Here is an 11,874-nt window from a genome sequence, read left to right as displayed (position 1 = left end):
TTTATCTATGAGTTTTTTTTCTAGCTTCCAGAATAACAATTCGTTAGACAACTAGCGAGGCCTGTCCCTAGCATGCGAATCACGACTAGATCATTCCAAGGGGAATTTCGTGAGCATGCTTTTCAATGGCCTGCGCCTGGCCGGCTGCGCGCTGGCGCTGGGCGCGACGCTGCTGGGCCAGGGCGCCCGCGCCGCAGACTATCCCGACCGTGCCGTCATGATGATGGTGCCCTACCCGGCCGGCGGCGCATCCGATTCCATCGCCCGGGTCGTGGCCTCGCCCGTATCCAAGCAACTGGGCCAGCCCGTGCTGGTGGAGAACCTGGGCGGCGTCAGCGGCGCGCTGGGAGCGCAAAAGGTGCTGGGAGCCAAGGCCGACGGCTACTACCTGTTCCAGGGCTCGCCCAACGAACTGATTCTGTCCCCCATAGCCAACCCCGCAATCAAGCTCAAGAGCGAGGATTTCCGCCTGGTACAAATGATAGGTATGGCGCCCATGGTGATCGTGGCGCGCGCCGACCTGCCCGCCAACAACGCCGACGAACTGGTCACGCTGGCGCGCTCGCGCTCGGCCACCCAGCCGCTGAGCTTCGGCAGCGTGGGCGTGGGTTCGCTGTACCACGTGCTGGGCGAACACATGGCCCGCACCATCGGCGCCAACATGATGCACGTGCCTTACAAGGGCGGCGCGCCGCTGATGCAGGACATCGGCGGCGGTCAGGTGGACCTGGCCATTCTGCCGCTGTCGCAGCAGCAGGTAGCGCTGGCCGAGCAAGGCCGCATCAAGCTGCTGGCCACCCTGGAGCCGCAGCGCAGCCAGCTGCCCGCGCTCAAGACCGTGCCGTCGGTCAACGAAGGCCAATTGCTAAAAGGGTTCAACTTCACCACCTGGACCGGCTACTTCGTCAAGCGCGACACGCCGCAGGACGTGGTCTTGCGGCTGAATACCGCGCTCAACGCCGCCATGCAGGATCCCTCGGTGAAGGACAGCCTGGCGCATCAGAACATCGAAGTCTCCGCCCCCATGAGCGCGGAACAGGCTGACGCCATGTACCGCGCCGAGACCGAGCGCTTCCGCGAAATCTCCAGCCACATGAAACTGGCAGGCAATCCGTGACCCGATTCCAGGACTTCTCCGCCATGCATCCCGTTCTGCAGGCCATGACCGCCCAGGCCGATGAGTTCGTCTCGATCCGCCGCGACATCCACCGCCACCCCGAACTCGGCTTCCAGGAGTTCCGCACCAGCGATCTGGTGGCGCAATGCCTGACGCAATGGGGCTATGAAGTGGAACGCGGACTGGGCGGCACCGGCGTGGTGGGGCAGTTGCGCCGCGGCAGCGGCGGCAAGCGCCTGGGTCTGCGCGCCGACATGGACGCCCTGCCCATCCAGGAAGCGACCGGCCTGGAGCACGCCAGCTGCAACGAAGGCGTGATGCATGCCTGCGGGCACGACGGCCACACCGCCATGCTGCTGGCGGCGGCGCACCATCTGGCCAAGCATGGCGGCTTCGACGGCACGCTCAACCTGATCTTCCAGCCCGCAGAGGAAGGCCTGGGCGGCGCCAAGCGCATGATGGAGGACGGACTGTTCCGCAAGTATCCCTGCGACGCCATCTTCGCGATGCACAACATGCCGGGCCATCCGCAAGGCCGCCTGCTGCTGCGCGACGGCGCTGCGATGGCCTCATCCGACAACGTCACCATCGTGCTGGAAGGCGTGGGCGGGCACGGCGCGATGCCGCATTGCGCCGCCGATCCGGTGGTGGCCGGCGCGGCCATCGTGCTGGGCCTGCAAAGCATCGTCGCGCGCAACATCGATCCCCTGCACATGGCGGTGATCACGGTCGGCGCATTCAATGCGGGTAAAGCCAACAACGTCATCCCCCAGACCGCCACGCTGAAACTCAGCGTGCGTGCGCTGGACCGTGGCGTGCGCGACACGCTGCAAGCCCGCATCACGGAACTGGTCCACAGCCAGGCGGCCAGCTATCAGGTGCGCGCCACCATCGACTACAGTCGCGGTTATCCCGTGCTGGTCAACACTCGCGAAGAAACCGATTTCGCGCGCCAGGTGGCGGTGGAACTGGTGGGCGCCGAGCAAGTGGACCTCCAGACCCGGGCGCTGACCGGCAGCGAGGACTTCGCCTTCATGCTGGAGGAAGTGCCCGGCTCCTACCTGCTGATGGGCAATGGCGATGGCTCGGCGGAAGGCTTCAACAGCGGGCATGGGGCCTGCATGGTGCACAACCCGGGCTATGACTTCAACGACCATAGCCTGCCCGTAGGCGCAGCCTACTGGGTGCTGCTGACGCAGCGCTATCTGGCGGGCTGAAGCCGCGGCGCAAGCCTGAGGCCCGCGGGCCTCAGGCTTGCGGGCCTCAGGCCATCTCGAACAGGCGCTTATGTTCGCGGATGGCGTAGCGGTCCGTCATGCCCGCAATGTAGTCGGCGATGGCGCGGGCCTGCTCGTTGAAAGCCGGACGGCGATAGTCGGGCGGCAATAGGCGCGGATCGTCCAGGAAAGCCGCAAACAGCTCGCGCACGATACGGCGCGCCTTGGCCGTCATGCGCAGCACGCGGTAGTGACGGTACAGGTTGTCGAACAGGAATTTCTTCAGCTCGTCGGCCTCGCTACGGATCTCGGGCGAGAAGGTCGCCAGCGGCGGCGCGCGGCGCACGTCGTCGGCGGTGGCGGGCGCGAACTCGCGGATGCGCGCCAGCGAGGTCCGCGTCAGGTCGACGATCAGCGTATTGATCATGCGGCGTATGGTCTCGGCCACGGCGCGGCGCGCAGCCAGCCCCGGATAGCTTTCCAGCACATGGGCGTGATGGCGCTCGAAGATCGATACTTCCTTCAGCTGTTCCAGCGTGATCAGGCCCGACCGCAGGCCGTCGTCGATGTCGTGGTTGTTGTAAGCGACCTCGTCCGCCAGGTTGGCCAACTGCGCCTCCAGCGAGGGCTGGGTGCGGTCCAGAAAGCGCTGGCCGACCTCGCCCAACTGGCGCGCGTGCGCGGCCGAGCAGTGCTTGAGGATGCCTTCCCGCGTTTCGAAACACAGGTTCAGGCCGTTGAAGTCCGCGTAGCGTTCTTCGAGTTCGTCCACCACCCGCAGGCTTTGCAGGTTGTGCTCGAAGCCGCCCGCCTCGGGCGCCAATTCGCGCATGCAGGCGTTGAGCTCGTCCTGGCCGGCATGGCCGAACGGCGTGTGGCCCAGGTCATGCGCCAGCGAAATGGCTTCGGTCAGGTCTTCGGACAGGCCCAGGCTGCGCGCCAGCGTGCGCGCAATCTGGGCCACTTCCAGGCTGTGGGTCAGGCGGGTGCGGAACAGGTCGCCCTCGTGGTTCACGAAGACCTGGGTCTTGTATTCCAGGCGCCGGAAGGCGCCGGAATGGACGATGCGATCACGATCGCGTTGAAACTCCGTCCGATTTTCCGGCGGCGGCTCGGCATAGGTCCGCCCGCGCGATTGAGACGGGTGGGATGCATAGGAAGCCAGCTCTTTCATCTGCAACACCGTCTCCAGCATGTCTATTGAGTGGTGCGAGCCAGGACGGCGCGCACGGCGTCGTCGGGAGCTGCCCGGGTCATGGCTTCGCCGATGCGCGGCATGAGCACGTAGCGGATCGAGCCGCCTTCCGTCTTCTTGTCCACCTGCATCAGGTCCAGCCAGCGGTCAGCGCCCAGGTCAGGAGCCACGACGGGGCAACCGATGGCGGCCACCAGGGCGCGCACCCGCGCCACGTCGGCGCGGTCGAAACCGGCGACATCGGCCGACAGCTCGGCAGCCTGCACCATGCCGCAACCGACCGCCTCGCCATGCAGCCAGGCGCCATAACCCAGGCCGGACTCGATGGCGTGGCCGAAGGTGTGGCCCAGGTTGAGTATGGCGCGCAGGCCGGACTCGCGCTCGTCCTTGCCTACCACCTGGGCCTTGAGCTCGCAGGAGCGGCGGATGGCGTAGGCCACCGCCTCGGCATCCAGCTCGCGCAGTTTCTGCGCATTTTCCTCGCACCAGGACCAGAAGGCCGGATCCAGGATCAGGCCATACTTGATCACTTCCGCCAGGCCCGCGGACACCTCGCGCGCCGGCAGCGTGTTCAGCACGTCGGTATCGATCTCGACGGCCACCGGCTGGTAGAACGCGCCGATCATGTTCTTGCCCAGCGGATGGTTGACGGCGGTCTTGCCGCCCACGGACGAATCGACCTGCGACAGCAGGGTCGTGGGCACCTGCAGGAAGCGCACGCCGCGCATGTAGACCGCGGCCGCGAAACCGGTCATGTCGCCGATGACGCCGCCGCCCAGCGCCACCAGCACGCAGCGGCGGTCCAGGCGGTTGCCCAGCAAGGCATCGAAGATCAGATTCAGCGATTGCCAGTCCTTGTAGGCTTCGCCATCGGGCAATTCGATGCGCAGCACCCGCTTGCCGGTACGGGCCAGCGCGGCTTCGGCGCGTTCGCCATACAGGGCCGCGACGGTCGGATTGGTGACCACGGCGATCGCGGTGGCGTCCGCCGGAATGCTCTGGTCCAGGACGTCCAGGCGGCCGGGGCCAATATGGATCGGGTAGGCCCCGCCCGGGGTGTCCACGTGTACAACGTTCATATGCGCTTCTCGAAGGCTTGCAGTTGCGGCAGCAGCGCCTTGACCAGGGTGTGGATGGGCATGGCGCCCGTCTCCACCACCAGGTCGGCCACTTCCTTATAGAGGGGTTCCCGCAGGGTCATGAGGTCGCGCAGCGTGCCGCGCGGGTCGGCCGTGGCCAACAGGGGACGGTTGCGGTCGCGGCAGGTGCGGCGGAACAGTTCGTCCACGCTGGCGCGCAGGTAGACCACGATGCCGCGTTCGCGCAGGCGCTGGCGGTTTTCCGGCGCCAGGATCGCGCCGCCGCCGGTGGCAAGAATTATGTTGCGCCGTTGGGTACACTCTTCCAAGGCGGCGGATTCCCGGCGACGAAAACCGGCCTCGCCCTCGATTTCGAAGATTACCGGCACCCGCACGCCGCAACGCGCCTCGAGCTCATGATCCAAGTCCATAAACTCGCGCCCCAGGGCACGCGCCAAGCCACGCCCTATGGTGGTCTTGCCCGCGCCCATCATCCCGACCAGGAAAACCGGCAGGTCATGCGGCAGCGTGGCGGCCTTGCCTGTGCACTCGATCGCGCAAGGCTGGTTTTCGGGCGTCTCGCAGGAGGACGCCGGGTCCGGGTCAGCCTCCGGACATGAGTTAGCGGAAAAGTTCATGACGGCATTATCACATCAGCCGCCAGTTGCCCGCCTACCACACTGAACGATTTTGTTACAGAAACCGGTGCCCCGTGCCAAGACGGACCCGGAGATACCCGTAAAATCGCCGCGATGAGCAAGCCCCAGAATTCCTCCAAGAAAGACAAGCCCGCCAAGAGCGGTTCCCCGATACTGCGATTCTTCGTAAAAACCGGCATTTTCTTTGCCGGCCTGTTCCTGTGCGGCGTGTTGCTGGCTGGGATGGCGTTGGCGCTGGCCTGGCCCAACCTGCCCGACCTGAACGCCATGACGGACTACCGCCCCCGGGTGCCGCTGCGCGTCTTTACGGCGGATCGCGTCCTGATCGGCGAATTCGGCGAAGAGCGCCGCAACGTGCTGCGCTTCAACGAAATCCCGGACGTCATGAAGTCCGCGGTGCTGGCGGCCGAGGACGACCGCTTCTATCAGCACGGCGGGATCGACTGGATGGGCGTGGTGCGGGCGGGCCTGACCAACCTGGTCAACATGTCGAAGTCGCAGGGCGCCAGCACCATCACGATGCAGGTGGCGCGCAATTTCTACCTGTCGTCGGAAAAGACCTATTCGCGCAAGTTCTATGAACTGCTGCTGACCTTCAAGATCGAGTCGGAGCTCACCAAGGACCAGATCCTCGAGCTCTACATGAACCAGATCTACCTGGGCCACCGCGCCTATGGTTTCGCGGCCGCCTCGCGCACCTATTTCGGCAAACCCCTGTCGGAAGTCACGCCCGCGGAAGCCGCCATGCTGGCCGGCATTCCCAAGGCGCCGTCGCGTTTCAACCCCATCGCCAACCGTCCGCGCGCCGAGCTGCGCCAGCGCTACGTGCTGGGCCGCATGCACTCGCTGGGCTACCTGACCGAACCGGAATACCAACAGGCGCTGGCCCAGCCCATCGTCATGAAGTCCGCGGAAGGCACGCCGGCCGGCGGCTATTCCGTCCATGGCGAATACGTGGCGGAACTGGCGCGCCAGCTGTTGTTCAACGTGTACCAGGACAACGTCTATTCGCGCGGCATCAACATCTACACCACGGTGCAGTCCAAGGACCAGGAAGCGGCCTATCGCGCCGTGCGCGAAGGCGTGCTGGAATACACGCGCCGCGCGCCCTACCCCGGCCCCGAGGAACAGCTCGACCTGCCGCCGGGCACCGAGAACAATCCGCAGGCGCTCGACGAATTCCTGGACGGCGTGTTCGACAAGTTCAGCGACAGCGGCGACCTGCTGACCGCGCTGGTGCTGTCGGCCAGCCCCACCGAAGTAAAGCTGGCGCGCAGCTCGCGCGAGATCATCACCGTCACCGACAAGAAAGTGCTGGGCGTCGTGGCGCGCGCACTGAACGACAAGGCCAAACCCGAGCAGCGCATCAAGCGCGGCTCCGTGGTCTACATCCGCAAGTTCGGCGACAACTGGGAAATCATCAACCTGCCTTCGGTGCAGGCGGCCTTCGTGGCGCTGTCGCCGCAAGATGGCGCCATCCGCGCCATGGTCGGCGGCTTTGACTTCTACCGCGGCAACTTCAACCGCGTGACGCAAGCCTGGCGCCAGCCCGGTTCGAACATCAAGCCCTTCATCTATGCCGCTTCGCTGGAGCGCGGCCTGACCCCGGGCACGCAGATCTCGGACCAGCCCTTCGAACTGACGGCCGCGCAGACCGGCTCCAAGGCCTGGAACCCGAAGAACTACGGCAACCAGTACGAACCCATGCTGACCCTGCGCCAGGGCCTGTACAAGTCCAAGAACATGGTGTCGATCCGTATCCTGCAGGCCATCGGCCCGCAGTACGCGCAGGACTACCTGACCCGCTTCGGCTTCGACAAGGCCCGCCAGCCCGCCGTGTTGCCGCTGGCGCTGGGCGCGGGCTCGGTCACGCCCTTGCAGCTGGCCGGCGCCTTCTCGGTGTTCGCCAACGGCGGCTACCGCGTCACGCCCTACCTGATCGACCGCGTCACCGACAGCAGCGGCAAGGTCATCATGCAGTCCAAGCCGGTCGTGGCCGGCGACGCCGCCGCCCGCGCCATCGATCCGCGCACCGCCTGGGTCATGGACGACATCCTGCGCGGCGTGGCCACCTACGGCACCGCGGCGCGCGCCCGCGTCCTGCTCAAGCGCAACGACATCGCCGGCAAGACCGGCACCACCAACGAATCTGTGGACGCCTGGTTCTCCGGCTACACCCCGTCGCTGGTCGCCACCGCGTGGCTGGGCTTTGACCAGCCCAAGTCCCTGGGTTCGCGCGAAACCGGCGGCGGCGTCGCCATGCCGATCTGGGTCGATTACATGCAGACGGTCCTCAAGGGCGTGCCCGAAGAGAAGCCGCGCCCCCGTCCCGATGGCCTGCTGGTCGAAAACGGCGAGTTCTACTTCTCCGAATTCCCGCCCGGGCAGGCGGTGGCGCGCCTGGGCTTGCCCGAGGCCGACACGCTGGGTGAATTCCTCAACGGCCTGAACGGCAGCACCAGCGAGGAAACCAAGATCAAGGTAGCGCCGGGCGTGGGCACGCAAGGCAACACGCCCTGGTCCCAGAAGATTCCGTTCTGACGCGCAAATGACAAGGCCGGCCCCATGGGGCCGGCCTTTTTTTTCGCCTGAACCTGGTGTTTTACAGGCGTATCGTCACGGGCACGCCCGCGGCCGCGGAACAGATCTGCGACAGGGCGTCCGGCAACTGCGGGCCGCCTCGGGTATCGTTCCAGTGCTGGCCATCGTAGCGGTAGTGGAAGCCGCCGCTGCGCGCCGCGACCCACAGTTCCTGCATGGCAGCCTGGCTATTCACCACCACGTGGGTGTTGTCTTCGAAAACCATCGTCAGCACATTGCCGCTGCGGCTGGTTTCGACATCGACATCGAGCGAAGCCGCCCAGTCATCGGCCTGGCTTTCGATGCTGTTCAGCACCTGGTCGATCAACGCAAGAAATTCGGTTTCGGTCATAATCGAGCCTGCAAGATTTAGGAGTTCCCAGTGTTCCACTTGGCATTTCGCCGCATGGTCCTTCGCATTGTAGCCACGCTGCTGGCGACCGGCATGGTTGCCGCCTGCGGGTATAAAGGCCCCTTGTACATGCCGACGCCGGACGGCAAGCCGCCCTCGCGTACGGAGCAACCGCCGCAGACGGTCATTCCGCCGGCGCCATCGCTGCCATGACACCCCGATTCCCCGCGCAGCCTGAACTGGCCGGTCATCCGTACTTCCAGTTCCGCAACAATGTCCTGTACGCCGAGGACGTGCCGCTGGACCACCTGGCCGAAAAGCTGGGCACGCCGCTGTACGTGTACTCGCGCGCCGCGCTCAAGGCTGCCTGGGAATCCTACCGCAACGCCGTCGGCCAGCATCCGGTGCTGGTCTGCTACGGCATGAAGGCCAATTCCAACCTGGCCGTCCTGAAGGAATTCGCGCGCCTGGGCGCGGGCTTCGACATCGTTTCCGGCGGCGAACTCAAGCGCGCCCTGGCGGCGGGTGCGGACCCGTCCAGGATCGTGTTTTCCGGCGTGGGCAAGCAGGCCTGGGAAATGCGCGCCGCGCTCGCGGCCAAGGTCAAGTGCTTCAACGTCGAGTCCGAAGCCGAGCTACGCCTGCTATCGACAATTGCGCATGGCATGGGCCTGCGCGCACCCGTCTCGCTGCGGGTGAACCCGGACGTGGACGCGCAGACGCATCCCTACATCTCCACCGGCCTGAAGGAGAACAAGTTCGGCATCGCCATCGAGTCGGCGCTGGACGTCTACCGCCTGGCCCAGTCGCTGCCGGCCTTGGAAATCGTGGGAGTGGACTGCCATATCGGTTCGCAGCTCACGGATATCAGTCCCTATTTCGACGCGCTGGAAAAACTGCTGGACCTGATCGAAAAGCTGGATCAGGCCGGCATCCGGATCGCCCATCTGGACCTGGGCGGCGGCCTGGGCATCCGCTATACGGATGAAATTCCGCCCTCGCCCCAGGCCCTGCTGGACCGTGTCTTCGAACGCCTGAACGCGCGCGGCTTCGGCCATCTGCACCTGGTGCTGGAGCCCGGCCGCTCGCTGGTGGGCAACGCCGGCGTGCTGCTCACGCGGGTCCAGTACCTGAAGCATTCGGAAGCGCGCAACTTCGCCATCGTCGACGCCGCCATGAACGACCTGCTGCGTCCCGCGCTGTACGAAGCCTTCCACGGCGTGCGCCCCGTGCATCCGCGCGCGGGCGACGAAACCCTATACGACATCGTCGGCCCGGTCTGCGAAAGCGCCGACTGGCTGGCCCGGCAGCGCAAGCTGGCCATCCAACAGGGCGACCTGCTGGCGGTGGAGTCCGCGGGCGCCTACAGCATGGCCATGGCCAGCAATTACAACGCCCGCCCCCGCGCGGCCGAAGCCATGGTCGATGGCGACAAGTACTACGTCGTGCGCCAGCGCGAAACGCTGGAAGACCTGCTCAAGGGCGAGTCCACGCTGCCCTGAGGGGCTGCCGCCACTCGCGGCACGGACCGCGCGCCGCAGGCGGTCCGATACCGAATCGTTCATTCGAACTCATGCGTAATGGAAGCCGGACGGCCGGCTGCCACCGTCAGGGTCATGCGGTAGTCGCCCGCTGATGCGTTTCGCACCGTCACCTGGTAACGGCCGGGCGGCAGGGACAGTTCGCGCAGCGGCGGGCTGACGCCGCGCGAGCGGCCATTGACCAGCACCTCTCCCCATGGACGCACGGCCACGCGCACCGTGACGGGCGCCGCCTGAGGCGGCGGGGTCACGGGCGCGGCGGGGGCTGCCGCGGCTTCAGGCTCAGAGGCGCTTTCTGGTTTCGGGCCGGCGGACGGCATGGCAGAGCCAATGGCCGCGGCCTGCGGCGGCGAAGCTGGTACGGCCGCGGCGGGGGAATCTGGCAAGGCCGGTGGAGCCGGCGCGGGCGCGGGTTGCGGCTGTGGTTCCGACTGCGGCTGGGGTTGCGGCGGCGGTTGGGACGGTGGCTCCGATTGCGGCTGGGGTTGGGGCGGTGGCTCCGATTGCGGCTGAGGTTGCGGCTGGGGTTGGGGCGGCGCCACGCCAGCCAGTTCGACCGGCGGCTGTGCCGGCCGCAGCCATGCATATCCCCCCGCCGCGAGCAGCAGAAGGCCCGCCACGGCCAGCGGCAGCATGCGCCGCGCCGGCCCCGGGTGTTCAGGCCGCATCGCCGTCAGGCGCGCCGCAGCCGGCGGTGGATCGTCAAACTCGTCGGCGGGCGTCTCCGCCATCAATGAAGGCGGGGCCGTGTCCGGCTCCGGATCCTCCATCGGACCGGGTACGGAAGCCGCCGCAGGCGCCGGCACCGCCGGCGGGATCATCCCCATCGCCGCAGCAAGCGCCGCGGCTGTGCGCGGCCTCGCCTGCTCGTCCATCGCCAGGCCCTCGTCCACGGCGGCGCAGAACGCCGCGCGATAGGCGCCCGGCTGCCATGCATCCAGAGGCAGGCAATCGTCGCGCACGCGGCGCGCCAGCGCGCCTGGCGGGGCCGCGCCCGTCGCCAGGAAGTACGCCAGCGCCGCCAGCCCGTACACGTCCGTCCAGGGGCCGCAAGAATGGCCCGGATCGTCCGTGTACTGTTCGAACGCGGCGTAACCGGCATGGCGTGCGGCGTCTTCATCATCGGGCGCCGCATCGGAAGGCGGCGCCAGGACGGCAAAATCCTGTCCGTCACGGACCACGGCATCAGGGCTGATGCCGCCATGCGCCCTGCCGGCTTCGTGCATGGCGGCCAGGGACGCGGACAAGCCGGCGACGACTCGCAGGATCTCCTGTTCACGCAGCCCCCCGGGCGCCAGGCGCAGGATATCGTCCAGGCGTGCCGCATCTGAAGCGGCCGGGAAGCCTGCCGCGCCCGGCTCAGGCGGCACAGCTGAAGTTCGTGGCATGCGCGGTCCTCCGGCAGTTTCAGGGATGCCAGGTCGGCAGGGATGAGAACAGCCTGGCGAACAGCGTCGCGTTCAACGCGCCGCCATGGATGTAGGTCTGCAATGCCGCGCCGTCCGCCTGGTTGGTCCACCAATAGCTGGTGTGGGAACTGGGGTTGAAGCAGAACGGCAGATCGGGCCAGGCGCCCAGCGCGCGGCGCGCCAGCGGCGCGGAGTCCTGCTCCCGGCCGGCGCTCAGGATGTCCATGATGTCGCTGCCGCCGCGCGGCGCGGCGGTGCCCGGCGCCGCGGCAGGCGTACGCACCTGCTGCAGGCTGCGGTCGAACTGTTCCGCCGGGCAGCCATGGCGCACCGCCGCCAGCATGCTGGCGCCGATCTGCCGGTAGTAGTCGCTGGCGCCATCCAGGATGCTGCTGTGGTATTGCGCGGGCGGCACGGCCATGACCACGCACAGCGGATAGCCCCGGCCCACCCGGTCGCGGCTGGGCGTGATGCAGCCCAGCTGTGCGACGCCCGCGCCCGGCCCGGCCGGAATCGCGAAATTCCAGATGGGCGCCGACGCGAAGCCGCGCGCGGCATTGATGTCTGGCGCCTGCTTCAGCGCCGCCAGCCCGAACTGCAGCCAGCGGTCCCACCAGGTGATCAGCTCACGCGGCAGGCGCCGGTGCACGAAGTCGCCCGCCGCCGGAATCTTGCCGTACCAGCCCACACGCCCACGCTCCACTGCTAGCTCCATGTCCTTGTCC

Annotated in this window: 11 protein-coding genes; 5 read left to right on the top strand and 6 right to left on the bottom strand. The window is 67.0% G+C overall.

Annotated features, from left to right (window positions below):
* Positions 1 to 115: 115 nt before the first annotated feature.
* Both ACM1PE_RS29740 and ACM1PE_RS29735 read left to right on the top strand, forming a co-directional pair.
* Positions 116 to 1,117, top strand: a complete 1,002-nt coding sequence (locus tag ACM1PE_RS29740) for a tripartite tricarboxylate transporter substrate binding protein (protein ID WP_419343870.1) — start codon at positions 116 to 118, stop codon at positions 1,115 to 1,117.
* 23 nt (positions 1,118 to 1,140) lie between these two features.
* The gene (locus ACM1PE_RS29735) at positions 1,141 to 2,334 is read left to right on the top strand and encodes a M20 aminoacylase family protein (protein ID WP_419341935.1); all 1,194 of its coding nucleotides are present in this window, start codon (positions 1,141 to 1,143) and stop codon (positions 2,332 to 2,334) included.
* A gap of 46 nt (positions 2,335 to 2,380) precedes the next feature.
* Here the strand turns inward: ACM1PE_RS29735 and ACM1PE_RS29730 are convergent, their stop codons facing one another.
* From ACM1PE_RS29730 to ACM1PE_RS29720, 3 genes are read right to left on the bottom strand one after another with little or no spacing between them, the layout of a single operon-like run.
* A complete protein-coding gene (locus ACM1PE_RS29730) occupies positions 2,381 to 3,529 on the bottom strand; it encodes a deoxyguanosinetriphosphate triphosphohydrolase (protein WP_373429025.1) in 1,149 nt (382 codons plus the stop codon).
* A gap of 2 nt (positions 3,530 to 3,531) precedes the next feature.
* On the bottom strand, positions 3,532 to 4,608 hold the full coding sequence (aroB, locus tag ACM1PE_RS29725; RefSeq protein WP_280015351.1) for a 3-dehydroquinate synthase: 1,077 nt from the start codon (positions 4,606 to 4,608) through the stop codon (positions 3,532 to 3,534).
* Positions 4,605 to 5,246 (bottom strand): shikimate kinase, encoded by a 642-nt coding sequence (locus ACM1PE_RS29720; protein WP_054457189.1) that lies wholly within the window; start codon positions 5,244 to 5,246, stop codon positions 4,605 to 4,607. The genes aroB and ACM1PE_RS29720 overlap by 4 nt, the downstream gene beginning before the upstream one ends.
* A 114-nt stretch (positions 5,247 to 5,360) precedes the next feature.
* Here ACM1PE_RS29720 and ACM1PE_RS29715 point away from each other — a divergent pair, with 114 nt between their 5' ends.
* A complete protein-coding gene (locus ACM1PE_RS29715) occupies positions 5,361 to 7,808 on the top strand; it encodes a penicillin-binding protein 1A (protein ID WP_059379435.1) in 2,448 nt (815 codons plus the stop codon).
* A 61-nt stretch (positions 7,809 to 7,869) separates the two neighbouring features.
* Here ACM1PE_RS29715 and cyaY read toward each other — a convergent pair whose 3' ends face one another.
* Positions 7,870 to 8,199, bottom strand: a complete 330-nt coding sequence (gene cyaY / locus ACM1PE_RS29710) for an iron donor protein CyaY (RefSeq protein WP_013396958.1) — start codon at positions 8,197 to 8,199, stop codon at positions 7,870 to 7,872.
* A 54-nt stretch (positions 8,200 to 8,253) separates the two neighbouring features.
* Here cyaY and lptM point away from each other — a divergent pair, with 54 nt between their 5' ends.
* A complete protein-coding gene (gene lptM, locus ACM1PE_RS29705; protein WP_191295227.1) occupies positions 8,254 to 8,412 on the top strand; it encodes an LPS translocon maturation chaperone LptM in 159 nt (52 codons plus the stop codon).
* Positions 8,409 to 9,701 (top strand): diaminopimelate decarboxylase, encoded by a 1,293-nt coding sequence (lysA, locus tag ACM1PE_RS29700; protein ID WP_059379433.1) that lies wholly within the window; start codon positions 8,409 to 8,411, stop codon positions 9,699 to 9,701. Before lptM ends, lysA begins: the two co-directional genes overlap by 4 nt.
* Positions 9,702 to 9,760: 59 nt before the next feature.
* On the opposite strand, the gene ACM1PE_RS29695 is transcribed toward lysA, so the two are convergent.
* Both ACM1PE_RS29695 and tagF read right to left on the bottom strand, forming a co-directional pair.
* Positions 9,761 to 11,128, bottom strand: a complete 1,368-nt coding sequence (locus ACM1PE_RS29695) for a hypothetical protein (RefSeq protein ID WP_419341930.1) — start codon at positions 11,126 to 11,128, stop codon at positions 9,761 to 9,763.
* 19 nt (positions 11,129 to 11,147) lie between these two features.
* Entirely contained in the window at positions 11,148 to 11,864 is a 717-nt protein-coding gene (tagF, locus tag ACM1PE_RS29690) for a type VI secretion system-associated protein TagF (RefSeq protein ID WP_419341928.1), read from the bottom strand.
* Between the last annotated feature and the right edge of the window lie 10 nt (positions 11,865 to 11,874).

It is taken from the genome of Achromobacter sp. PD1 (genome assembly GCF_048541815.1).
GTDB classification, from domain to species: domain Bacteria; phylum Pseudomonadota; class Gammaproteobacteria; order Burkholderiales; family Burkholderiaceae_B; genus Achromobacter; species Achromobacter bronchisepticus_A.
The sequence above is the reverse complement of the archived record's forward strand: the minus strand, read 5'-3'. Positions and strand labels throughout refer to the sequence as shown.